The 26,157-nt window shown below is 36.9% G+C and carries 17 protein-coding genes and 1 tRNA gene; 7 read left to right on the forward strand and 11 right to left on the reverse strand.

Annotated elements, in window-relative coordinates:
• Positions 1-38 precede the first annotated feature (38 nt).
• The 3 genes from AC3WV0_RS07040 to AC3WV0_RS07050 all read left to right on the forward strand — a co-directional run bounded on the left by AC3WV0_RS07040 (position 39) and on the right by AC3WV0_RS07050 (position 10,140).
• Positions 39-3,542 (forward strand): hypothetical protein, encoded by a 3,504-nt coding sequence (locus AC3WV0_RS07040; RefSeq protein ID WP_488845200.1) that lies wholly within the window; start codon positions 39-41, stop codon positions 3,540-3,542.
• 97 nt (positions 3,543-3,639) lie between these two features.
• Positions 3,640-5,910, forward strand: coding sequence for a DUF6443 domain-containing protein (locus AC3WV0_RS07045; protein WP_488845363.1), 2,271 nt, complete (start codon positions 3,640-3,642; stop codon positions 5,908-5,910).
• Between the two features lie 456 nt (positions 5,911-6,366).
• Positions 6,367-10,140, forward strand: a complete 3,774-nt coding sequence (locus AC3WV0_RS07050) for a fibronectin type III domain-containing protein (RefSeq protein ID WP_488845202.1) — start codon at positions 6,367-6,369, stop codon at positions 10,138-10,140.
• A gap of 371 nt (positions 10,141-10,511) precedes the next feature.
• Here AC3WV0_RS07050 and AC3WV0_RS07055 read toward each other — a convergent pair whose 3' ends face one another.
• Positions 10,512-10,748 (reverse strand): hypothetical protein, encoded by a 237-nt coding sequence (locus tag AC3WV0_RS07055; protein ID WP_488845204.1) that lies wholly within the window; start codon positions 10,746-10,748, stop codon positions 10,512-10,514.
• Positions 10,749-11,191: 443 nt separating this feature from the next.
• On the opposite strand from AC3WV0_RS07055, the gene AC3WV0_RS07060 reads away from it, so the two are divergent.
• Together AC3WV0_RS07060 and AC3WV0_RS07065 are read left to right on the forward strand one after the other, a co-directional pair.
• Positions 11,192-11,470 carry a hypothetical protein gene (locus AC3WV0_RS07060; protein ID WP_488845206.1) on the forward strand — a complete coding sequence of 93 codons (279 nt, stop codon included), beginning with the start codon at positions 11,192-11,194 and terminating at the stop codon, positions 11,468-11,470.
• Between the two features lie 468 nt (positions 11,471-11,938).
• Positions 11,939-12,436, forward strand: a complete 498-nt coding sequence (locus tag AC3WV0_RS07065; RefSeq protein ID WP_488845207.1) for a hypothetical protein — start codon at positions 11,939-11,941, stop codon at positions 12,434-12,436.
• A 350-nt stretch (positions 12,437-12,786) separates the two neighbouring features.
• Here the strand turns inward: AC3WV0_RS07065 and AC3WV0_RS07070 are convergent.
• The 4 genes from AC3WV0_RS07070 to folB all read right to left on the reverse strand — a co-directional run bounded on the left by AC3WV0_RS07070 (position 12,787) and on the right by folB (position 15,213).
• Positions 12,787-12,857: transfer RNA gene (locus AC3WV0_RS07070), tRNA-Cys, on the reverse strand.
• Between the two features lie 60 nt (positions 12,858-12,917).
• Positions 12,918-13,430: an RDD family protein gene (locus AC3WV0_RS07075; RefSeq protein ID WP_488845209.1), complete on the reverse strand. Its 513-nt coding sequence runs from the start codon at positions 13,428-13,430 to the stop codon at positions 12,918-12,920.
• A 19-nt stretch (positions 13,431-13,449) separates the two neighbouring features.
• A complete protein-coding gene (locus AC3WV0_RS07080) occupies positions 13,450-14,808 on the reverse strand; it encodes a DUF4403 family protein (RefSeq protein WP_488845211.1) in 1,359 nt (452 codons plus the stop codon).
• Positions 14,809-14,844: 36 nt separating this feature from the next.
• Positions 14,845-15,213, reverse strand: a complete 369-nt coding sequence (gene folB, locus AC3WV0_RS07085) for a dihydroneopterin aldolase (RefSeq protein ID WP_488845213.1) — start codon at positions 15,211-15,213, stop codon at positions 14,845-14,847.
• 161 nt (positions 15,214-15,374) lie between these two features.
• Here folB and AC3WV0_RS07090 point away from each other — a divergent pair, with 161 nt between their 5' ends.
• Positions 15,375-15,566, forward strand: coding sequence for a bacteriocin-like protein (locus AC3WV0_RS07090; RefSeq protein ID WP_488845215.1), 192 nt, complete (start codon positions 15,375-15,377; stop codon positions 15,564-15,566).
• Positions 15,567-15,630: 64 nt separating this feature from the next.
• Here the strand turns inward: AC3WV0_RS07090 and nadA are convergent, their stop codons facing one another.
• From nadA to AC3WV0_RS07105, 3 genes are all read right to left on the reverse strand, one after another.
• Positions 15,631-16,650: a quinolinate synthase NadA gene (gene nadA, locus AC3WV0_RS07095; RefSeq protein WP_488845217.1), complete on the reverse strand. Its 1,020-nt coding sequence runs from the start codon at positions 16,648-16,650 to the stop codon at positions 15,631-15,633.
• 99 nt (positions 16,651-16,749) lie between these two features.
• Positions 16,750-17,313, reverse strand: a complete 564-nt coding sequence (gene gmk / locus AC3WV0_RS07100) for a guanylate kinase (RefSeq protein ID WP_488845219.1) — start codon at positions 17,311-17,313, stop codon at positions 16,750-16,752.
• Between the two features lie 72 nt (positions 17,314-17,385).
• Positions 17,386-18,243 carry a YicC/YloC family endoribonuclease gene (locus AC3WV0_RS07105; RefSeq protein ID WP_488845221.1) on the reverse strand — a complete coding sequence of 286 codons (858 nt, stop codon included), beginning with the start codon at positions 18,241-18,243 and terminating at the stop codon, positions 17,386-17,388.
• A 193-nt stretch (positions 18,244-18,436) separates the two neighbouring features.
• Between AC3WV0_RS07105 and miaA the strand changes: the two genes are divergently transcribed.
• Positions 18,437-19,357: a tRNA (adenosine(37)-N6)-dimethylallyltransferase MiaA gene (gene miaA / locus AC3WV0_RS07110; protein ID WP_488845222.1), complete on the forward strand. Its 921-nt coding sequence runs from the start codon at positions 18,437-18,439 to the stop codon at positions 19,355-19,357.
• Positions 19,358-19,663: 306 nt separating this feature from the next.
• Here the strand turns inward: miaA and AC3WV0_RS07115 are convergent, their stop codons facing one another.
• The 3 genes from AC3WV0_RS07115 to AC3WV0_RS07125 all read right to left on the reverse strand — a co-directional run bounded on the left by AC3WV0_RS07115 (position 19,664) and on the right by AC3WV0_RS07125 (position 25,993).
• Positions 19,664-21,076, reverse strand: coding sequence for an efflux transporter outer membrane subunit (locus AC3WV0_RS07115; RefSeq protein WP_488845224.1), 1,413 nt, complete (start codon positions 21,074-21,076; stop codon positions 19,664-19,666).
• 340 nt (positions 21,077-21,416) lie between these two features.
• Entirely contained in the window at positions 21,417-24,599 is a 3,183-nt protein-coding gene (locus AC3WV0_RS07120; protein WP_488845226.1) for an efflux RND transporter permease subunit, read from the reverse strand.
• Between the two features lie 233 nt (positions 24,600-24,832).
• On the reverse strand, positions 24,833-25,993 hold the full coding sequence (locus AC3WV0_RS07125; protein WP_488845228.1) for an efflux RND transporter periplasmic adaptor subunit: 1,161 nt from the start codon (positions 25,991-25,993) through the stop codon (positions 24,833-24,835).
• Positions 25,994-26,157 lie beyond the last annotated feature (164 nt).

The raw sequence follows: 26,157 nt of genomic DNA on the forward strand, positions 1-26,157 counted from the left end.
CCATAATAGTTAATGGGCAAAATTCACAAAATTACCAATTGCCAAGAATCATCCATTCTTCACCAAACGCCCAAAATTTTGAACGATATGGAGAAATTCCGGTAGACTATAGTACCGGTGTTCCTAATATTGATATTCCTTTATATACTATTAAAGGCAGGAAATTAACATTACCTCTTTCAATTTCTTATCATGCTTCGGGTATAAAAGTGAATGATATTGCATCAGAGGTCGGTTTAGGCTGGGTTTTAAATGGTAAGGGCTTAATATCAAAAACAACTAACGGGAGAAGAGATGAAGCTAAAAGTACTGTCAGAAGGTACAATAGTTCAGCTCATCTATTACAGGATCTGAATGATCATTACCTTGACTATGAATGTAGCAGTCAAAATTATGCGGGTGCACTTGAACGGTTCAATTTTTATAATACACTATTTGTTGACGAACAGGACGTTATGAGTGACAGATACTTCTATAAGATTCCTGGTGGAGAGTCTGGAGTTTTTGTTTATGATTATTCTGTTTTTAATGAAAACGAAAACAGTGTAATCACGCTCCCATATAGACCTATTAAAATCAAAAGAAACTTTACTTATATTCAAAATAATTCCTCTACTCAAGATCAGACTTTTGAACTTACAGATGAAAATGGGAATATATATACTTTTACTCCATATACGATTAGTGATAATTCATCTGAATGGTACGTTACACAGATAAAGTCTGCTGATGGATCAGAAAATATAGCTTTCAATTATACTAAGCAGAGTCCTTCGTCATCGATAGCCATACCCTCTTATATTTACAGGGGAAGGGTAGAAAATTATCAGGGGCAACCCTGTACTGCATCAGATGTTTATGGATCTGTAACATATCAGGGGACACCAGTATCTGATTTTACAACTCCTATTCTTAATTCTATTGTAACGGATCAAGAGATCATTACTTTTGACTATGATAATAGGAATGATTTTTTATATTTAAAAAGACTGAAATCTATTTCAATTGCTTTAAAAAGTACACCAACTGTTATCCGAAAAAAAATCCAGTTTTATGAGAAATACTTCGGATCAACGAACGAGGATCGGAGACTTGGTTTGGATTATGTGACAATAACAGCGCCCGGTAGCACAGATGTTGAAAAGTATTCTTTTAAGTATAATGAAAATACAATGTTGCCCCCATATCCAAATAAACTTTCCACTGTCAAATTTAATGAAGATTTTTGGGGTTATGCTAACGGGCAGACTAATTATATCAATATTCCTAGAGATTATATTTCAAATATCTCAGAAAGAACATCTTATGGGGCTGTAAGAGATGGAGACCTTTACAGTGGTCTTGCTTCCGCATGTATGTTACAGGAAATTAAGTATCCCACCGGTGGTAAGACTGTTTTTGAGTTTGAACGCTATTATAATGATAATTTATACTCTTACAGGAGTAACGGCGATGGAGAAAAAAGAGGAGTATTAGGAGGCTTTAGGGTACGAAAAATTTCAAATTACAAAAATGATAGCGATGCCAATCCGGAAATAAAGTCATATGTTTATGACGGAGCGGTATATAAATCTCCTAATTATACTTATTTCAGAAAACCACAGCAGTTTCTTGAAAAAATTCTTATTCCTCCTCCCTATAATGAGGGCTATCAGCCTAGTGAGTGTTGGGCCAATTACACCGTAGAAATTGTATATTCCAATCCTATTTTATCAATGGACGTAGCACCAGGATTACCAATTGTTTATAATTCTGTTACGGAATATAAAGGCACACCAACAAATAATTCAGGTAAAACAGTTTACAATTATGGAAATCCCTATTCTCCTGCCGATTATGATGCTCATTATCATCCCGCTGAAGCAGATGGGCCATGGTTCTATCATCCGTACCATTACGATAAAGGAAATTTTGTTCCTCAACTACAAAGCAAAGAAGTATATGATGATACAAACAAAATTTTGTATAAAGAATTTAATCACTATAATTCTTTTTTTACAAATACCTTTATAACAGGTATAAAACTAACACAAAGTGTCAAAATTACCTCAGATTCTTATTTTATGGCAGTAACCCTAAACGGAATATCCGGTTGCTGTCAATGTACAGCTCCATCCAACACCTGTAATGCAGGTGGTGCTTGTATACAAAGGCCGATTTTATTTAAAAATTCCATTATTGCTGTTGATACGGAGGCTATTCAGGAAGCAACATTGCTGGAATCATCAGTCAGAATGACATATGACCGTTTAAATCCTAATAAATTTGTAACAGACTCAATACATTATACATACAATCAGTATAATCTGTTGCCAAAAGAGGCCACCACTGTCAATAGCAAAGGAGAAAATGTACTGACTCAGTATAAATATCCTTATGACTTCTCATCATCCCTGCCCTATTCGACAATGCTCACAAAGCATATATTATCGCCGGTGATTGAACAGACTGTCAGCAATACTACTTTAAACAAGCAAATCCAGAAAATCCAGACTTCTTATAAAGATTGGGGTAGTAATATCATAGAGCCTGAAATTATAAAAGGACAGATGGATGTGACAACTCCTCTGGAAAACAGGATACGATATTTAACTTATGACAGTAAAGCCAATCCGCTGACGGTAAAAAAAGAAGATGGAAATCCGCTAACTTATCTGTGGGGATACAATAAATCATTGCCTATTGCAGCAGTAGAAAATGCGAAATATCTATCAGCAATACTAGATGATAGCAACAATGTCTCGTATTCAGCCTTGGTAATACCGATGGGAAGCACAGTGTATGAGCTGGGAACCTTTACGATTACAGAAGAAAAAAATTATAAAATCAACAGGACATACGAAAGATATCCTGAAAATACCTCCGTGATGTACCAGATTACATTTGAAAACATCAATAACAGTAGCGGTACGGTATCCTTTACAGATTCAACACCTTCTAATGGAAACTTTTACACATTTACAACGCCATCAATTAATCTTAAGCCCGGTACATATAAAGTTAAACTCACGAATATTGGTTATAACGGGTATCAGGGACAGATTGAAAACAATTTTAATTTTAATATTGAAAGTAGCGTTGAGGCTTCTATTCCTTTTCACACAAGTTTTGAAGAAGAAACTACCAACATCAGCAATACTTATGCTCTTACCGGAAAAGTTTCCCATACAGGAAATTATGTAGTCAACTTACCATCAGGTAGTCTTGATTACGATAAAGTAATTGTTTCTTACTGGGGGAAATCAGTAGCTTCCACACCTTGGCAATATGTTGAAAATACCGTTACTTTAGGAAATGCCCAAAACTATTTAATAGGATCAAATTATTCCTATATAGATGAGGTTAGGGTATATCCTGTTGGCGCGTTAATGACGACCTATACCTATGATCCCTTTCATAAAGGACAAACCAGTATTATGAAACCGAACGGTCAGACTGAATATTATGATTATGATGCCTTTGGAAGACTTAAGGAGGTTTACATTATAGAAGGAAATGTAAAGAAAACGATTAGAACTACTAATTATCACTATAAGCCATAAAAACCAAATTATGAGAAAAATAATCATTCCTGTCAGTACATTGTTTGTAGCAGGTATTTTGAATGCCTAGACATCTCCTAGTTCTACAGAAAACTACATTTATAGCAAAACTTATTTATCCGATCCTACACAATCAAATACTAGAACTTCCGAAACCGTCCAGTATTTCGACGGATTGGGAAGACCCAAGCAGGTAGTGAATATCAAAGCCTCTCCGCAAGGCAAAGATGTGGTCACCCATATCGAATATGACGGCTTCGGAAGGCAGGTGAAAGATTATCTTCCCGTTCCCCAACAGGGGACACAAAACGGAGCCATTTACACTTCACCCTTGAGTAATGCTACCCAATCCACCCTTTACGGTTCAGAGAAAATCTTTTCAGAGAAAATCCTGGAAAACTCTCCATTAGATAGGATCTTACAGCAAAAACAGGTAGGTACTGCCTGGAATGATAAACCTGTACAGTTTGGTTATGATGCCAACGCTACAGCAGATGGGGTAAAGAAATATGTTACGGTGACCACCTGGGAAAACGGAGCCACAAAAAGCACCATCAGTCAAAGCACTGTTTATGGTGATGCGAAATTGTATAAAAACACGGTAGCAGATGAAGATGGTAACCAGACCATTGAATTCAAAAACGGAGAGGGACAGGTTCTGTTAGTCAGAAAAATGCTGAGTGCAACGGAAAAAGCCGATACGTATTATGTGTACAATGAATACAATCAACTGGCTTTTGTCATTCCTCCCAAAGGAGCTGTTGCCACCGATCCTAATACGGTGCTTTCAGATCTTTGCTACCAATACAAGTATGACGGGAGAAACCGTCTGGTGGAAAAGAAGCTTCCGGGTAAAGGCTGGGAATACATGGTATATGATAAGCAAGATAGGCTAGTGATGACCCAGGATGCCAATATGGGAAGCACCAAGCAGTGGCTTTTCACCAAATATGATCAGTATGGCAGGGTGGCTTACACAGGGATTTATACAAGTTCTGCAAATTATAATAGTCAGGGAAGAGCCTCGGAACAGGCGAATGTTGACTCCAAGGGCAGCAACAATGTAACGCGGTCTGCTGCGATAGGCTTTAACAACAGCAACATGGATGTGTATTATGATAATTCATCTTCCAGTAGTTATCCCAATACCATTACCAAGCTTTTAAGCATTAATTACTATGATACCTATCCGTCAGGATCACCTGCTGCTGCCAATGTTTTTGCCCAGTCCCTCTTAACAGATAATGCAGCAAACGGAATTTCCACCAAAGGACTTCCTGTAGCTAATTATGTGAAAAATATTGAAAATGACGGCTGGACCAGGAACTATACTTGGTATGATACCAAGGGCAGGACAATCGGAACCCATTCGGTCAATTACCTTGGAGGATATACCAAAACAGAAACCCTGCTGGATTTTGCAGGAATTCCACAAAATACCAATACCTATCACAAAAGGGATGGAGATATGGTAGAAGTTCAGGTGAAGGAAAAATTTGTGTATAATGCACAGAATATGCTTTTGAAGCACTATCATCAGGTAGATAATAATGCAGAGGAACTCTTAGCCGAAAACAGCTATAATGAAAAAAGTCAGCTGATTAACAAAAAAGTTGGGGATAACATTCAGAGCATCGATTACACTTACAACATCCGTGGCTGGATGACCGGCATCAATCCGGAGGCAACAGCATCCATGGAAAACAAACTTTTTGGGTATGATATCCGTTACCAGAATCCTACAAACACTCAGCTCTCTCCTGAAAGGTACAATGGTAACATATCCGAAATAAACTGGACAACTGAAAACGGAATCCTGAAAAGATATGCTTATCAATATGATGGGCTGAACCGTCTTAAAAAAGGAATCTTTTTAAATCCTGATAATGCCGAACCTGAAAACAACTGGAATAATGAGACTGTAGATTACGATATCAACGGGAATATAACTCGTCTCAGAAGAAATGCCAGGAGTTTTTACAGTGGCAATGCAGAGCTTATCGATGATCTGGTGTACGAATATTCGGGCAACCGGCTAATAAGTGTTGACGACAAAACTGACAACCCTACAGGCTATGAGGGAGGCGGAAATCCGATGGAATATGATGCCAACGGGAATATGAAAACGATGCCGGATAAGCAGATTCATACTATTGGATATAATCATCTTAACCTTCCCAATGCGCTTAGAATAGAGGAAAATAAAAAGAAAATAATCTATCTGTACCGTGCCGACGGAACCAAGCTGAGAAAGACATTTAATTTCCTGAAACAGGATGGCTCCGTATACACCACGATTACCGATTACCTGGACGGATTCCAGTATCTGAGCACAGCAGGAAACAAACCCAATGAGCTTGACCTATAGAATATGCCTACGAACAGGAATCTTTTATAAAGCATACGTCACCAAATAATCCTGATCCTACCCTTAAGTTTTTTCCTACTGCTGAAGGGTTTTATGATTATGAAAAAAAGGAGTACATCCAGTATAAAGATCATTTAGTAAACGTACGGGTAAGCTATAAAAAAGGAAACAACGGCATTGAGATTACCGATCAGAATGATTATTATCCTTTCGGGATGAATATTCCACGGGAAGAGAAAGCGGTCTTTGGGACAAGTAGTTTGTATAATTATAGAGAATTGAATAAAATAAATAATAAAAGTGTGATTTAACCGTTCATTTTAAGATAAGATTTTATTCTTTTTTATAAATTCCTGATAACTTTTAACAGTTTTTTTATAAAAAAACATCATCTTATATGCTATTTATTAGCAAAAAACAAATAGATTTGCAATGATTAATATTAAATGATAACTTATGAAGAAAATTTCTACTTTCTTAGTAATTCTTCTGTGTTTGTTAAATCTTGGCGCCATACCGGATGCCTACGGACAAACACCAGCTCCATTACCGTATTCACAAAACTTTAATACTGCAAATGATTTCACGCTTCTAAACGGAACTCAGACAAATAAGTGGTTTTATGGTTCTGCTACGGGTAATACCGGAAACTCTCTTTACATCTCAAACAATGGTGCTGCAAATGCTTATACCGTCAATGCATCGAGTGTTGTACAGGCTTACAGAGATTTTACAATTCCTGCAGGATCTACGATTGCCAACTTTTCATTTGACTGGAAAGGGGAAGGGGAAAGTACTTTTGATTATTTAAGAGTATGGATTGTTCCGGAAACATTTACACCAACGCCGGGAACTCAGATTACAGCCGGAGCCGGAAGATTTCAGGTAGGGCAGTTTAATCAGCAGTCTTCATGGCAAACATTTACTAGTCCGAATCTCAATGTGAGTGCCTATGCAGGAACAACAATGAGACTAGTGTTTGAATGGAGAAATGATACTATTATCGGAACTCAGCCCCCTATTGCGGTAGACAATATTAATATTAGTATTCCTACATGTATCATGCCTTCAAATATGGCCGTTCCTACAGCAGGTGTCACTACTGCCACACTTACTTGGTCTGCCCCAAATCCTGTTCCGGGTGTAGGATATGAGTATTATCTTAGCACGACAAATACGCCACCTACTTCTTCAACTCCAGGAACAGCTATTGCCGGAACAACGGCAAATCCTGGCGGTCTTGCATCTGCTACTACCTATTTCTGGTGGGTGCGGTCTGTATGTAGTGGTACTGATAGCAGTATTTGGGTGGCGGGACCTAGTTTTTCTACAACCCAGATACCTGCGACAATACCTTATACACAGAATTTTTCAACAGGAAATGATCTTCAGCTTTCTAACGGGACACAGACCAATAAATGGTTTTATGGTTCTGCAACAGGAAATCCTGCCAATTCGCTATATATTTCAAACACGAATGGTGCGACCAACGCTTACAATACAAGTTCAACCAGTGTAGTTCACGCATTCAGAGATATTGTCGTTCCTGCAGGAAGTACTGATGCCACTTTAATGTTTGACTGGAAAGGGGATGGAGAAAGTATTTTTGATTATTTAAGAGTATGGCTGGTGCCTGTCAGTTATATGCCGACTGTCGGAACCCAAATTACTGCCGGCGGAGGAAGAATTCAGATCGGAGGAAACTTTAATCAGCAGACAACATGGCAGAATTACTTCAATCCCGGCCTTAATCTAAGCTCTTTTGCCGGGGGCGTTATGCGTCTTGTTTTTGAATGGAGAAATGATGGAACTGCTGGTACTCAGCCTCCTATCGCTATCGATAATATTAACTTAAGTATCCCTACATGTAAGGTTCCTCAAAATATTCAGGTAACGAGTGTAGGGTCAAATACAGCATCAATTAGCTGGACGGCCCCTTCGCCGGCCCCGGTTGGAGGATATCAGATTTATGTGACAACGACTAACACTCCTCCTACATCTTCAAGCATACCAACTTCAAGTGCTACCGGAACTTCTACAACATTGTCTCCTCTTACGCCAAACACAACTTATTATTTCTGGGTGCGTTCGGTGTGTGCAGGACCAGACAGAAGCTTCTGGGTTGCGGGTCCTAGCTTTACAACCACTCAGATTCCTGCTACACTTCCTTATATACAGCAATTTACTTCAGGAAGTGACTTAGGATATACCAACGGTACACAGGTTAATAAATGGACTTACGGAAGTGCGACAGGAAATCCTGCCAATTCACTTTATATTTCCAATACCAACGGAACAACGAATGCTTATGATACAGGTTCAACAAGTTTAGTGCACGCATACAGGGATATTGCTATTCCTGCAGGAACAACTACAGCAACTTTCTCCTTCGACTGGAAATCAGTTGGTGAAAATAACTGGGATTATTTAAGAGTTTGGCTGGTACCTGCTACGTTTATGCCTACTTCAGGTAATCAGATTAACGCAGGAACAGGAAGAATTCAGATTGGAGGTAATTATCAGCAACAGTCTACATGGCAAACTGTTCTTAATCCAACATTGGATGTCTCAAGTTTTGCAGGAAGTACAATGCGTCTTGTTTTTGAATGGAGAAACGATGGCGGTGTTGGTACACAACCTCCTGCGGCAATTGATAATATAAATTTAAGAGTGTGCAGCAAAGCAACTCCTGTTGTAACAATGGGTACACCAACGCACAATTCAGTTGTATTGACATGGCCACAAGATAATGGTGGAGCAAGCTATATTATCAGATACAGACCGCAAGGTACAGGTGCAAACTGGCAAACAGTAAGTATTGCAGCAGCTCCTTATCCACAGCCGACAAATACAACGACATTAAATAACCTTATACCTGCAACATTATATGAGGTACAGGTTATTGCAGTTTGTAACGGAAGTCAGGGAACTCCTTCTAACAATACATTCACTACGAGATGTGATCCTACACCTCCGGATGTGACGATCACTAATATTACTACGAATTCTGCTTTAGTTACCTGGTCTCCATTGGCAGCCAGCTCACACTATTTCATGAGATATAGAATTGTAGGAAGCGGTGCCGGAGGATGGAGTCCTAATATTCCTTTGCCTGCAGCGCCTGCCAATACATATCCTCTTGGATCGTTAAATGTATATACTACATATGAAGTGCAGATTGCCAATATGTGTGATAACGAGAGTACGTTGAATCCTTGGTCTAATCCTAAAGTATTTACAACCCTGAGAACCTGTGATATTGCTCCTCCGGGATTAACGATCACCAATCTTACGCCAACAACTGCTGAGGTTACATGGGATCCTTTCCCAGGGGCTACCTATATACTGAGATATAGAAAAGTAGGTATTCCAAGCTGGACAACAATTACCTCTAATACCAATACGATAACATTATCCGGTTTATTAGAATTAACGCAGTATGAAATGCAGGTTGCAAACGTTTGTAGCGGTACAACAGGTACTTATACATTACCATACATGTTTACAACGCCGACAGTTGTATATTGCCAGATGGCTTCTACAGCTTCTACTTCTGAATATATTTCAAAAGTAACTGTAACACCAACGGGTAAACCTGAAAAGATTAATGAATCTCAAGCTTCAAACTATACGGATTATACCGGAGTTACAGATAAGTTTATAGAAATGATCCAGGGATCTGCTGATAACAGGATTACGATTGAGAAGAAAATATCGGGCAATACAAATGCAGGAGTAGCTGTTTGGATTGATTTTAACAGAAACGGATATTTTGATATTAATGAAAGAGTTTTTGTATCAGGGCCAAATAATGAGCAAACTGTAAGCGGAACTTTCTCTGTGCCAGTTGATGCATTTGTCAGCATGACAGACTTCAAATATGTGGTCATGAGAGTAGCTATGCAAAAAGATGCAATTCCTGTGAATTGTACCAATTTCCCTGATGGTGAAGTTGAAGATTATACAGTAAGAATTTCTAAACCTATAGTTCCGAATCCGGTTAATCAGACTGATATTCTTATTTATCCAAATCCGGTAAGAACGGTACTGAATGTGAAAAATATCAGTAAAAAAGCAAATTATAAAATTTATAATGCTACCGGACAAATTGTATCATCAGGAATTATTCTGAATAACAAAATTGATGTGCATAATCTTATCAACGGTGTATATGTAATTGATATCGATGATAATCAGGTGACTGCACAGAAGAAATTTATTAAAGAGTAATATATTTAATATTTAATTTAGAATAGCTCTCAGAAATGAGAGCTATTTTTTTTACTGAAAAATTTTAACATAAATTAAATGATTGTTTAATTTTATTGAGAAGAATTTTTAATGGCATATTGTTCAAAACCCTTTTATACAGCTCAATACATGATTAAAATCGTTTTAAAGCATTTCTTAATATTTGATAAAATTTTGTTAATTGATAAAATATATCGAAATAAACACTTTTAATAACCCGGACATTTATTAAATTTGCAGTCACTCATGTTTAATTTGAGTTTTCATGGTTATTAGTTTTTAGCCCTCATAGAAATATGGGGGCTTTTTTATTTAGAATAGTTTTTTTTGTTCCTATACCATCCTGTGCGTTATGATGCGTTATTTTGATTTTTACAGTATAGATATACTTTAAACCTTGAATTACTGCTGTAGTGCTTGCAGCTTTCGTCGACAAACGAAGATGGAGATTTTCTGAAATCATCAAGATACTTTTTTCCTTCTTCTTCGATAGAAGGTATGATGATAAAGTCGTAAAGAGTTTTGGTAAAATTACTTGAATTTTTTAAAATCGTTTTCTTGTGTTTTAAAGCTTTGCTGAATGTCATGTTATCAGTTTTTTTACAAATGTAAATAAAACATACAAGTCATAGAAAAAAATATAGATTATAATCATCAATTTTAAAGAAAATTATCTATAAATTTGCATCGATTCTCATGTTTAATTGAGTTTTCATGGTTATTAGTTTTTAGCCCCTGTTAATCAGGGGCTTTTTTGTTGAAGAGGCTCATTTTTTTATCCTTCAATTATCAAATGGGTATATTTTTCGCCACTATTGAAAATATCATGGCATAAAACTTGAATAACTAAAAACAACTATTAAAAAATCCTTAAAGGAACTTTACCTTATAATATTCTCGGAGCGATCTGAGAATATTTTTACAAGAAACACCATCACTTAAATATTAATTTTTTCATTTAATCCTCCGCCGTGGCTGGGGATTTTTTCTGCTACTTTTAAAATATGTATCTTTACATAAAAATTATTGAGTGTCTTATATCATAAAAACAACATCAGAAGGCCTAATATATGTGAAGGCCTCTAACATCATCAATGTAAAAAAACCGAACTCTATTGAAGGTGCAAAAGTATTGGGCAAACCATTGGTTGTTAATGTTAATCATATTGGTTTCCTTAGTTTTAATATAGAAGGTAATGTGACTTTTTTTATGGCAAGCGGCTTTGAAATTTCTGTAAATATACTTTATGAAGAAGCTGAAGATGCATTCAATGCTGCAAAAGCCGGCATAGAAAAGATCATACGTTAATGAGTATATTAAAAAGAACAGCTTCTTTAAGACAGAACTTTATAATCCCTGACGGGAAGATGTAATCCTACTTATCTTTTCTCGGAAGATTGTATTTTACTATTAATCCCATAACAGTACCAATCGCTAAACTTCCTAAAATGGTATAAATATTAATATCATACATGGTTTATTTTTTATTATTATCCTTAAAATCCTGAATTTCTTTTGCTGTTATCTTTTCTTTCCGCGCCTCACTTCTGATTCCCGCTTCAATTACTTCCACTTGATTATGGTTTCTTTTTTACATAATATTTCCAAAGCATTCTGACTTCACCGGTCATTCTAACAGATGTCTGCTTTTTTGCCATTTCTTAGTTTTTGTAAAGATAGATAAAAATAAGTACCACAATTATATGTTTTTTATAAAACAGTTTGTATTGTACACCAAAGCCGTATACATTTGTAAGGTAACTCAAATCATTAATCATGAAACTAATGCCTCTTTCAGATTTCGTTCTGGAACAAGCAGATAATCTTATCAAAGTTTGCGACAATTGCAACCAATCGGATGATCTGGATCTTGCGCGACGTGAATTCATTGTAAGGATAAAAAACTATTCAGGCCTTTTAAAACAGCCGTTGAAGCAGGAAATGTTTGTACCATGTCAGGAAGATGGAAGTGTTGTAGAGCCGGAACCTCTTGAATTCGATGGTAGTAATCAGTTGCATTTTAATAAATATAACGAAGCTGAAAAGAAAGTTTTCTTTGAAGGGTTTCGTTTAAGTGCCAAAGATGAAGTTACAAATGATTCTTTAAAACTCACTATATTCTTGTCTATTTATCAATTTAGAAATTTTCAGAAAAACATTGTCGGCGGGGGAGATTTGTTTGGAGAAACAACTGAAGCTTTGGCTTATTCAAATTTAGGCATCGAACTCACTGCTTCTGCATTACAGAAAATAGGCATTAATAATAGAGTATAATATAAAATTCGGGGAGCTGAATTAAAAATTAAAACCATACTCATCAATTTGTCGTATATAAAATCAAAGGTCACCTTTAGTCTTAAAAAGGCTTTTAAATCAGGTTGTGATAATTAAAAATACAGCTCAATTTTGAGTTTTTCATGGTTATAAGTTTTTAATCCCCGAAGTAGTTCGGGGATTTTTTGTATAAACTTTTAGGCTGATAAGATTTGTTTCAGGGTAGAGGCGATCTAAAGGAATTTATTCATTTAAATAAAAGCTGATTCAGATGCATAATATAGTAGCAGATATAAAAGAAAAAAGCTTCTCTATAATCACTGATCATCAGTTTATATAGAGAAGCGAAGAGGTACCTAGCGGATTCGAACCGCTGTAGATGGTGTTGCAGACCACTGCCTAGCCGCTCGGCCAAAGTACCCTGTCTTTACCATTTTTAGGTGTGCAAATATAATAAAATATATGATTCGACAAAAATTTTTCAGGCAATTTCTTTTGCACCGATGCTTTCAATCTCCCTTTTAATCTGGGTTTCAGCCTTATAATTTTTAATGTTAATCACTCTTGTATCGCTCCAGCTGTCATGCCATCCGTTTCCGCCTCCTAAAAATGAAAGTGCGTCAAAAGGTACAAGGCGGGAAATGTTACGGATAAAATAGTCCATAAAAGTTGGTTCTGTACCATCTGTTGAAATAGCTCTGGTGCCTGTAATATACTTTCCTATTGTTCTTCCTTTGGTAAAATATTCCATCAGTAAAGCATATAAAAAATACACAGTTGAGGTAATGACTATATCCATAAATTTATTTACCGCTCCTAAAGCTGTAGCCAGATTAATAAAGTATTCGATTCCGAAAAGTTCATAACTTAAAGAAGCAAAAAATCCGAACATCATAAAAAGGATAAGAACAACAATCCTGTCAATGATAAGATTACCAAAACGAAGCCACGAGCCGGCTCTGTTGTTTTCAACAACTCTTAATATTTTTTTCATGGTTAAAATATATTAGTTTTTACATTCCGTTTAACATGAGTTTTAAAGAGGCTTTGGTGTCAATAACAGCGGTGATCCCTGAAGGATTCATCAGGATATTCCCCGGCTTTAAATTAAAAACCTGTCCGCTCATTTTTAATCCTTTATAATATTCTTTGTTGAATGCCTCTTCAATACTTTTCTTAGAATTATTTTCAAGATCCTGAGTAGGGATTCCGTATTCTTCTTCGATCATTTTTATAATCTTTCCCCGGAAAAGCAGAGTGGCAGTCTTTTGTAGAATATTTGAAGTTTTCAGTTTAAATTTGGTATCAGATAATACTATTTTCTTTTTGATATCGCTGTAAACAGGAATACCTGAAATGAACACTGTCCCGTTAACATAACCTTCTGTTTGTGCTTCGATCATGACACGATCATCAACACCGTAAACTTTGATGTCAGTGATTTTAACAGATGAGCCTCTCACATCATATTCTTTATTTAAAAACATAGTACGGGCAATAGCAGTCGCTTCTGTGAATGGAACATTAGCCGTTGTCTGAAGCAAAAACTGATTTGCAAACGAAGAAACAAAGCCAAAATCAGAAGCAGATTTTACAAGTTGTGAAGATTCCGGTTTGCTTCCTGTAAATGTTTCAGAGAAAATATCAATTCCTAAGCTGGTGTTGATCTGATTGCCATAAAACTTCAATGGTGTAATATGAACGCTGATCGGCGTAATTTTAAGCCATGTATTAAATTCTTCCGAAATATGAAAAGGGTTGGAAAAAGCATTCCATGCTGACACTGCATAATTCTGAAAATTGAGCTGACCGGCCATTTGCTGATCGATGGTTTTGCAGAATTTCTCCTGCTGTTCCTTCAGGCTTTTTTCAACAAGAGAGGTGATCGGGATTTTAACTCTTCCAAAATCCAAAACGGGTTGAGTTACCCATCTGAAACCATTGGTTTGGGTTTGGGTTTGAATTGTCCAGTTGTTTCTTAGATTTATCGAAGTGTTGAAAGACATTACGGTTTCAAAAGTCGTACTCTGGTAGGTATAGAGCCCCAGTGTTCCGATTCCTTTCTCTGCCCATATTTTTAGAGGAACCTCAATCAGGATATTTTGACTGGTGCCGCCAACAAGCCTTATCGGCCGGGTTTTCCAGACTTTTACCTTGAATTGGTCATTATTATTGTCGGTATAAGAATCATCCTGATAAATGAGATCTTTTACGGAAGCATTTATCATATTGCTGATCTCCGAAAGAGGAATGGTTACCGGCATGGTGATGCTGGATCTTATCTTCGGAAAATTGTAGGAAGCAACCTGGTTGTCAGTCTGCCCGAAAATATTGACGAAAGCTAAAAGAAATAATATGCTAATGAATTTCAATTCTATAAGATATTTAAACGAAAATAGTAATATTTTTTAATTATTCGGCTTAAAACTTTTTTCCAGCTCAATACTGGCGCCTTTCATTTCGCCCTTCATTGGCGGAGCTGTTTTGGTTATTTTTAATTTAATATAATCAATCTGTGAAAATTTTTCATGAATATTATCGATGATTCTTCCAGCCACATGCTCCAGCAATTTAGACTTAATTTTCATCTCATGATGGATGATTTCATTAATGTCCGCATAGCTTATCGTATCATTCAGGTCATCAGATTCCGCGGCTTTCCAGAGATCTGTGTGAATTTCCAAGTTTAAAATGTAATACGTACCGATTATATTTTCTTCAGGTAAAACCCCGTGGTAGGCGTATATTTTTACATCTTCAAGATAAATTTTACTCATCTTATTAATATTATTATTTATAGCAAAAGTCGTTTAATTCTTTAGTATTCTATTGTATTTCAATATTTTTTGTCTAATAAATTTTCTGTCAATTATTTTCGATAGGTTATGATTTCTCAAAAATAATACTAAATTTATAAAATTAACCAAATCAAATTATTATGAAAAATTTTAAAAAATTAAACAGAAGAAATTTAGAGCAAATTAACGGAGGTGCAGGCCCTAAGAGCTGTAATGAATGTCCTGCAGATTCTAATTATACTTGTGATGAATATTGGGCACTTTCGGAGTTTTGCAGAAACTGTGTTCTTATTAACTCGGAATGTTATGTTCCTGCTCCGAATGACCTTTAAGTAATGAGGCGTTATGAGAAATAAAATTCCCCAAAAAGTATGACACTTTAGGGGAATTTTTTGTTTATTTTATACTTTTCGAAAGATCAAGCATCGCTTCGATAGGTTTTAAGGCTTTTAATCTTAATTCTTCATCAAGAATGATTTCCGGAAGCTCATATTTCATACACAAATACAGTTTTTCCATCGTATTGCGTTTCATGTAGAAGCATTCTGAACAGTTGCAGGATTCGTCAAAAACAAGTGCCGGAATCAGCTCTTTGTGAGGCGTGCGTTTTCTCATTTCGTGCAAAATTCCTTCTTCCGTAGCAATAATAAATTTCTGGCAGTCGTCTTTTTCAACATAATTCAGAAGTGCGGAAGTCGATCCTATAAAATGAGCTAACTTCAGTACGGCCTCTTCACTTTCGGGGTGTGCAATAAGTTTAGCATCCGGGTTATCTGCCAACTGTTTTGCGATTCTTTCCATTGAAAAAGCCTCGTGCACGATACAGCTTCCGTCCCAGAGGATCATATCGCGGCCGGTTTTCTGAGATAAATATCTTCCCAGATTCTTATCCGGTGCAAAAATAATCGGTCTGTCTTTCGGAAGTGCTTCAATCACAATTTCAGCATTTGAACTTGTTACAATGATATCACTTTCTGCTTTTGTTTCAGCGTTGCAATTGATGTATGTGGCTACTAAAGCATTCGGGTGCTGTTCACGCATTTTTCTCAACCCTTCTCCGGAGCAGCCGTCTGCCAAAGAACATCCTGCCATGGTATCCGGAAGAACTACTTTTTTAGTAGGATTCAGGATTTTTGCTGCTTCAGCCATAAAATGCACACCACAAAATACGATCATATCTGCATCCGTATCTTTTGCCTGTCTTGCTAATTGCAGGGAATCTCCAAGAAAATCAGCGATGTCCTGTATCTCTCCGGGTTGGTAGTAATGCGCCAGAATCACTGCATTTTTTTCTTCTTTCAACTGAAGAATGGCCTTCACCAGGTCTTCGCCTTGAGGAATCACCAGATCTTTTATATCTAAAAATCCCTTTACCGGAATTGTAGATTTAGCTTTTTCTAATGTTTCGGTACTCATATTTACCTCAATGTTTTAGATGGAAATTAAATCGAAATGTGGAAATTGGAACTTCATATCTTTAAACTTCATGCTTCCAGCTTCCATCATCAAATTTCTCTAACTTCCAATAAAATTTCTTATTAAACTTTCTATTTCTTTTTTTGCAATATCTAAATCGGAATTGATCACGATTTTATCGAATTCTTTCGCGTAAGACATTTCTTCTTCTGCCTTTGCTACACGTGTTCTGATGGTTTCAGCATCATCTGTATTCCTTGAGATCAATCTTCGTTCCAGTTCTTCAATGGAAGGTGGTTCGATGAAAATTGATAAAGCCTGTTCACCAAAATATTTTTTAAGCGAAATCCCGCCTTTCACATCAACATCGAAAATCACTACTTTTCCCTGGCTCCAGATTTTTTTAACTTCTGACTTCAGGGTTCCGTAATATTTATCGGTATAAACTTCTTCATATTCAACAAAAGCATCTTCTGCAATTTTCTGCCTGAATTCATCAGGACTTAAAAAATGATAATCCACCGCGTGCACTTCACTGCCTCTCGGCTGTCTTGTAGTGCAGGAAATTGAAAACTGCAATTCATTAAATACTTCCAGAGAATGTTTTACCAATGTCGTTTTTCCACTTCCCGACGGCGCTGAAAATATGATAACCTTATTCATGAATGATAAGAGATAAATGATGATTGATTTACTAAATATTTCACTTTTTACCTGATTCTTTTTACTTGGTTCTTATAAAACATTAAGTGTTTGTTCCTTAATTTTTTCAAGATCATCCTTCATCATCACCACCAGTTTCTGGATCTGTGCATGATTAGCCTTTGATCCCAACGTATTGATCTCACGGCCGATTTCCTGAGAGATAAAGCCAAGCTTCTTCCCGTTGAAATCTTCGTTATCCATTACCTCTTTATAATATTTCAGGTGTTGGGCAAGTCTTACCTTTTCTTCAGAAATATCAAGCTTTTCTGTGAAATAAGCCATTTCCTGGTAAAATCTGGTTTCATCTACATTTTCAAATTCTTTCAGTGACTTTTGGTAGCGTTCTCTCACCGCATTGATTCTTTCTTCTTCAAAAGGAATAACTTCAGAAAGATTTTTATCAATATTCTGTAAATTTCTTTCCAGCTCTTCGTGAAGAATTTTTCCCTCTGTTCTTCTGAATTCCTCAAATCGGTCAAGTGATGCATTTACAATTTTTGCCAATGCTTCCCATTCTCCTTCTGACAGCTCATCCGGTCTTGAAGTAATCGCATCCGGAAGCCTTACTGCCATTTTAAGGTATTCAAAATCCGGCCCGTCTGCAGCAATATGGCGAAGTTCACTGATGTAAGAATCAATTAAATTTTTATTAATTTTTACATCGGTAGACTCTTCAAGATTCTCAAGATTAATGTAGCAGTCTACTTTTCCACGGATGATCCTGTCGTTAAGAATTTTCCTGATTTCAAACTCTTTTTCTTTATAACGCAAAGGAATTTTAATATTCAAATCAAAGCTTTTGCTGTTCAGAGATTTAATATCTATGGTAACTTTTTTTCCTTCAAAAACACCTTCGGCTCTACCGAAGCCGGTCATTGATAAAATCATAGTTTTTTATTGTTGTACAAAGATAAACATTTAAGTCTATAGTTGAACTTAAAGTCAATGGCTGGAAGATTGAAGATGGAAGCAGGAAGCAGGAAGATTGTCGTGGATATAAATGACCCCTCAATTTTAACTTCCATCTTCAGGCTCCCATCTTCTTGCCAATTAAGTAAACTCATTTCCGTAAATTAGCACCGTGAAAAAGAAAAATTTAATTTCTGTTGTAGGACCCACCGGAATTGGTAAAACGAGACTCGCAATTGATCTGGCTAAACATTTCAAGACAGAAATTATTTCCTGTGATTCGAGGCAATTTTTTAAAGAAATGAAAATAGGAACCGCCTCACCTTCAGAGGAAGAACTGGCAGAGGCACCTCATCATTTTATCGGAAATCTGTCGGTTGAGGACTATTATTCGATCGGGCAATATGAAGAAGATGCTTTGAAAAAACTCCATGAACTTTTTGAAAATCACGATACGGTCATTTTGGTTGGTGGAAGTATGATGTATGAAAAAGCCGTGATTGAAGGCTTAAATGATTTGCCGGAAGCTGATGAAGAAAATCAGAAAAAATTAAATGAAATTTTTGAAAATGAGGGGATTGAGAAGCTTCAGGAAATCTTAAATGAACTCGACCCGGAATATTTTGCGGTAGTAGACTTTCATAATCACAGAAGGCTTTTAAGAGCGATTGATGTGATCTGGCAAACAAACAAAAAATATTCTGAGCAAATTGCTGTTTCACAAGACTCCAGAGATTTTAATACCATCCGGATTGGAATTGAAGCTCCGAGAGAAGAATTGTATGACCGAATTAACAGGAGAGTGGATATGATGATGGAAAAAGGTTTGCAGGAAGAAGCAAAAAGTCTAGAGAAATTTAAACATCTAACGGCTTTAAACACGGTTGGTTACACTGAACTATTCAAATATTTTGATGGTGAATGGGATTTGGATTTTGCGGTTTCAGAAATCAAGAAAAACAGTCGGAGATATGCAAAACGCCAATTGACCTGGTATCGGAAAGCAGATGATATTCATTATCTGCAGCTGGGATATTCTCAGGAGGATTTTTATCGGCTGATTGGATATATTAATGCTGGATTTGAAAAATAATTTATTTTAAACCATTAAGATTTAATTTAAGAAGTTCAGGATATTTAAGATAAGCTTTGCTTTTAATAATGCCTACTTAAAAAATCTACTTGATTTTTGCTTAATTAAACTTAACAACTTAAATGTTCTTAATGGTTTGAAAATTCTGCATTGTCATTCTGACGAAGGAAGAATCTTTGTTAATAATTCTAGATTCTTCACTGCACTTTGTTTCGTTCAGAATGACATAACATATTTTTTCAACAAATAAACAAAAAAATGCGATCCCGAAAGACCGCATTTCATTAACAATATAATTTTAATTTACTACTTCCAACCGCCTCCTAACGCTCGGTACAAGTCTACAATACTGCTTAATCTCTTTCTTTTTACGGATGCCAAATTAAGTTCTGCCTGTAGAGAATTTCCTTGAGCGGTTATTACTTCTAAATAGTTTGCCATTCCGCCTTTGTAAAGCATTTCGGCACTTTTAATTCCATCTTTTAAGGTTGCAACTTGTTCTGTTGCTTTTTGCTCCTGTACTTTTAAGCTTTCGTTAGAAACCAAAGCGTCAGAAACTTCACCCACTGCATTCAGAACAGATTGACGAAACGCCAGAACGTTTTTCTCTCTCTGAATTTTAGCAACATTTAAATCAGTTTTCAATTGTCTTTTCTGGAAAATAGGCTGTGTCAAACCTCCTAGCACAGACCCGAACAATGAAGCCGGAATCTGGAACCAGTTATCAACTTTAAATGAGTTTACTCCTCCGTTGGCTGTAATTTTCAATGACGGATACATATTGGCCTGCGCAATTCCAACTATTGAATTTGATTCCAATAAAACCAATTCCTGCTGACGAACATCCGGACGACGGCTTACCATGGCTGCTGGAAGTCCTGCGGAAATATCTTGTGGTAAAGAAGTTTCGGACATTTCAATCGTTCTGCTGATTTTTCCCGGATTTTCTCCGATCAAAATACTCAATGCATTTTCCTGGATCGCAATATTTTGTTCCAGCTGGGTAATCAGAAGTTCTGTTGATTGCTTCTGTGCAGTTGCCTGCTGTACTCCCAAAGAACTTGTATCACCGCTCTGCCATAATTTTTCTGTCAAAGAAAGTGTGTTTTTGCTCAATTCTAAATTTGAGTTTGCAATCTGCAATTGTTTATCAAGCATCAATAAATTGTAATATCCTTGAGCGATCGCTGCAACAACCTGTGTCTGAATTGCTTTTGTAGCTTCATACGTTTGCAGATACTGCATTTTTGAAACTTCTTGCTGATTCTTGATTTTCCCCCAAATATCTGCTTCCCAAGATAAATTGAAGGCTGCATTGTAATCTTCAACATAGCTTTTTCCTAAAAATAGGTTTAAACTTTGTCCGTTCATGCTGTTTTTTGAAGGCTTTGAAATCTGTGCCGAAACTCCGAAACCGACATCAGGATATTGAAGATATTTTGCCTGTTTTAGTTTTTCCTGTGATGAAGCAACCTGTTTTAAAGCAATTTGTAAATCGTAGTTGTTTTTAATTCCTTTTTCGATCAGTGTCTGTAACATTGGATCGCTGAAAAACTGTCTCCATTCCAGGTTGGCAACGCTTGCGGTATCGGCTGTTGCGGTATATTTGAATGTTTCGGGCAGCTCGAGCTCAGGTTCCTTGTATGCCAGTTTGGATACACAGGAGACCGAAGCTAAAGCCAGTCCAAAAGTGATGATGATATTTTTTACTTTTTTCATAAGTTAAATTTTAATTGAATACAAAACTTTGAGAGTTATGGTTGCAAAGTGTCTTTAGTAGGAGAGTCCCTTGCTTTATTTTATGATATTAGTTTGAATAGTTTGCTTCTCTATTTTTGGTTTTTAACAGGATAATATTTTATTTTCTAACATTAAGAAGTTTAGAATTTTTCCTTTAAAAGGAGAATTAAGAATTTGACAAGTCAAATAATAAGCGTTATGCTTTATAAATATCTTTGATATTTTCTTAACTAATCTTAATCCTTTAATTTTCTTAATGTTTAAATAGCTTTACGTAAAAACTTAAATCAAATCTCTCAAAGTTTGTATTCATTTTTTATTAATGAGTTGTAGCTAAAAGTTCAGCTTCCAGTTTTTGTCTCTGAAGTCTTTTCTTTTTTCTGCTTGGCATTTTTTCATGTAAATACTGGAAGATCACAAACATCACCGGAATAATGAAAATTCCGAATACAACACCTGTCAACATTCCGCCAACGGTACTAAATCCTATTGAGTGATTTCCTTTTGCAGAAGCTCCTTGTGTAAATACAAGCGGCAACATACCAACAATGAACGCAAATGAGGTCATTAAGATCGGTCTCAAACGTAGTCTTGAAGCCTGAAGCGCAGCTTCCAATAATGATCTTCCTGCGTTTCTTCGTTGTACAGCGAACTCTACAATCAGAATAGCGTTTTTCGCCAATAATCCGACAAGCATAATCAAACCAACCTGAACATAAATATTATTATCAATTCCCGCCAATCCCGTGAAGGCAAACACCCCAAAAATACCTGTTGGAATCGTTAAAATAACTGCAAACGGAAGAATATAACTTTCATACTGAGCTGCCAGCAAGAAGTACACAAACAAGATACTTAACATAAATATAAATGCTGTCTGCCCGCTTGTTTTAATTTCCTCACGGGTAATCCCTGTCCATTCATAACCAAAACCTCTTGGTAATGATTTTTCTGCAACTTCTTCTACTGCTTTAATCGCATCTCCGGTACTGTAACCTGGTTTTGGTGTTCCGTTGATCGTCACCGCGTTGAACAGGTTATTTCTGGTCACCGTTTCAGGTCCGAAAGCTCTTTTTAAAGTCACTAGGGTTTTTACAGGAACCATTTCGCCTGATTTATTTTTAACATAAATTCCTTCCAAAGAATTGGCATCTGTTCTGTAAGGAATATCTGCCTGAGCCATTACTCTGTAGTATTTTCCGAATCTGTTGAAATCTGAAACGAAGCTACTTCCGTAATAAATCTGCATAGTCTGCATCAATTCTGTGATGGAAACTCCTAATTGATTGGCTTTATCATTATCGACTTCAATCGTAAATTGCGGGTTTCCGGCTGCATACGTTGTGAAAGCAAATGCAATCTCCGGACGTTTCATCAATTCCCCGATGAAAGCTTGTGTTGTTGCCCCTAAATTTTCCAAAGAACCGTTGGTTTTATCCTGAAGCATAAATTCAAAACCGGAAACGTTACCAAATCCCTGAACCGTAGGGAAGTTGAAGAAGAATGCACTGGCATCTTTTACCTGTGAAACTTTTCCTGTTAATCCCGCTGCAATCTGATCAGGATCGGTTACTTCGCCACGCTGGTCATGGTCTTTTAACTTAATAAAACCTGCAGAGTATGGAGAAGCATTGGCATTACTGATGAAATTCAGACCATCCGCCACCCAAAGGTGATTTTTAGCCTTTTCACCGTTGATGATCTTATCGATTTGCTCAGTTGCTCTGTGTGTTCTGTCCAATGAGCTTCCCGGAGGAGTATTCACCGCATATAAAATGAATCCTTGGTCTTCTGTAGGGATAAATCCTGATGGTGCTTTTTTAATTAAGAAAATACTTGCAGCAGTAATCAATACTAATCCTCCTACGGCAACCCATTTATTTTTAATTAAAAACTTAAGACTGTAAATGTATTTTTTAGTTAAATTATTAAAGCTTACATTAAATGCATTGAAGAATCTTGCTCCGAAGCCGGTTTTTTTACCATGTTCTCCGTGCTCACCCTGAGGATCATTTAAGAACATGGCACATAAAGCCGGACTTAATGTTAATGCATTAACCGCAGAAATCATGATTGCAATGGCCAATGTAAAGGCAAACTGTCTATAGAAAACTCCCGCAGGACCCTGCATAAAACCAACCGGAATAAATACAGCACACATAACCAATGTAATGGAAATAATGGCTCCGGAAATTTCGCTCATTGAACTCATCGTAGCGTGTTCAACAGGCATTCCTGTACGTTCCATTTTGGAGTGAACGGCTTCCACCACGACGATCGCGTCATCCACCACAATACCAATGGCGAGTACCAATGCAAACAGGGTCAACATATTGATACTAAATCCAAATAGCTGAAGAAAGAAGAAAGTACCAATAATCGCTACCGGAACGGCAATCGCAGGAATTAAAGTCGATCTGAAATCCTGAAGGAAAATATATACGACGATAAATACCAGGATAAATGCAATGACCAATGTCTCAACAACCTGATGAATGGAAGCATCCAAGAAGTCTTTAGAATTGTACATGATGATCGGCTCAACACCTTTTGGAAGGGTAGTTTTAAACTGATCCACCTGTTTTTCAATTTCAGTTAAGATTTCGTTGGCATTAGATCCTGCCGTCTGCATTATTGCAAAACCTGAAACCGGTTTGCCATCAACTCTGTTGGCTGCAGTATACGTGTATGAGCCGAATTCTACTCTTGCCACGTCTTTCAGTCTCAGGAAAGATCCGTCACTGTTGGCTTTAATGGCAATATTTTCGTAGTCTTCGTTTTTGTTTAATTTACCTTTATACTTTAAAATATATTCGTACGTTTCCTTGCTTCCCTGTCCCAGACGTCCCGGAGCAGCCTCTAAGTTGTGATCTTTCACCGCATTTAAAACTTCCTGAGGCGAAAGTCCGTTAGCTGCTAATCTGTCCGGTTTCAGCCAAAGCCTCATGGAATAATCTCTCGTTCCGAAAACCTGTGCCTGGGCAACACCCGGAATACGCTGGATTTGCGGGATGATATTGATTTTCAGATAGTTTTGTAAGAAAAGTTCGTCGTATTGTTTAGGATCATTACTGGTTAATCCCATAAACATAATCATACTGTTCTGAACTTTCTGCGTCGAAATTCCCGCCTGTACCACTTCCTGCGGAAGCTGGCTCATGGCTTTCGATACACGGTTCTGAACGTTTACGGCGGCATTATCAGGATCTGATCCCTGTTTGAAAAATACGCTCAGCGTCATGGTACCGTCGTTACTGGAGTTGGAAGTCATGTAGGTCATGTTTTCCACTCCGTTTACGGCCTCTTCAATCGGGGTTGCTACCGAACGGGCTACCACTTCCGCATTCGCACCCGGATAGAAGGCCGTCACTTGAACACTCGGCGGTGCAATATCCGGAAAGAGGGCGATGGGTAAATTAAAGAGCGACAAAGCACCCAATAATAAGAGTATGATGGAAATAACCGTTGAAAGTACCGGTCTTTCTATAAATTGTTTTAACATAAGAAGTTTATTTTTTAATGTTGTTTAAACAATGTTTTTTACCACAAAAGGCGCGAAAGTATATCTTCGGGTTTAAAGATGAATTGCTAATGTTTCAAAGTTGACAAAATGAAAATCAAAGATTTTCTAAAACTTATGTGTTCTTATTATAGCGAATGATTTAAACTTCATGTGACTTATGTGTTTAAAAAGCTTTTGTGACTTTTGAGGTAAAAAAGTAAAAGTTTAAACTGTTACAAAGGTCTTGCTTTAAGCAAACTATCAGAAGAGATAACTTTTGGCTGAATGGCAACTCCGTCTTTCAATACACCGATTCCTGTGAATACAATTTTATCGCCTGCAGAAAGTCCTTCAGAAATGAAATAGTAGTTATCCGTTTTCCCTGAAATTGTTACAGGTTTTCCGGTTACTTTTTTATCTTTTCCAACTACATAAACGTACGTTTTATCCTGAATTTCATAAGTAGATTCCTGCGGAATAACCAGTGTTTTGTCAAATAACTGTGGCATACGAACTCTACCCGTATTTCCGGTTCTCAATACGCCGTTGGCATTCGGGAATACTGCACGAACACTGATGGCTCCGGTCGTTTTGTCGAATTGTCCGTCAACGATGCTCATTCTTCCTTTTTCGGGATACGTGCTGTTGTCTGCAATAACCAAATCTACCATCGGCATATTTTTCAGTTTTTCATTTAAGGTTGCTCCCGGATATTTATTCTGGAAAGCAATGAAATCCAGTTCGCTTAAAGAAAAATAGGCATAAATCTCGCTGATATCAGATAATAGAGTCAATGGATTAGGATCTGTTCTTGAAATCAGACTTCCTTTTTTGTACGGGATTCTCCCGATATAACCGCTAACAGGAGCTGTAATGGTTGTAAATCCTACATTGATTTTAGCGCTTCCAACGGATGCTCTTGCCTGTGAAGCGGCTGCTACAGCGGCTGCGTAATTTGCTTTTGCCGTTCTCAATTGTACATCTGAAACTACTTTTGCAGCAACCAGAGGTTCTAACCTGTCGACCTCAACTTTGGCTTTCTGAATGTTGGCGTTGGCAACCTGAAGATTAGCACTTGCCATATTCATCTGCTCGCCATAACTTCTTGAATCTATTTTAAATAAAGGTTGTCCCGCTCTTACATAAGCGCCTTCTTCTACATAAATTTTATCTAAATATCCGTCAACCTGAGATCTGATCTCAACATTGTTTTTTCCTTCCAAAGCTGTTGGAAATTCCTGGTAAACAGTAGCAGGAGAGGTAATAACGGTATAAACCGGTAACTCTGGAGCCGGCGGAGCAGCATTTGATCCTTCGGCCGCTTTCGTGCAATTTTGTAAAAGGATAATACTTGCCATAAGTGCGATGATCCTCATTTTTTCAAATATTTTCATTTTGAGTTTAAATTTTTAATGAAGTGTTAATTTAAATAATGTTGTTTTTAATTCGAATCCTGTTATATTTTCTAACGGTGTTAATTATTAGTTTAAAAAAAATTTCAGAATTCTTAATGTTCGATTTTAGTTCATTGTTTTCATAATTGAAAGTTGCTTTTAAT

The sequence above is a fragment of the Chryseobacterium sp. 27AL genome, assembly GCF_057815395.1.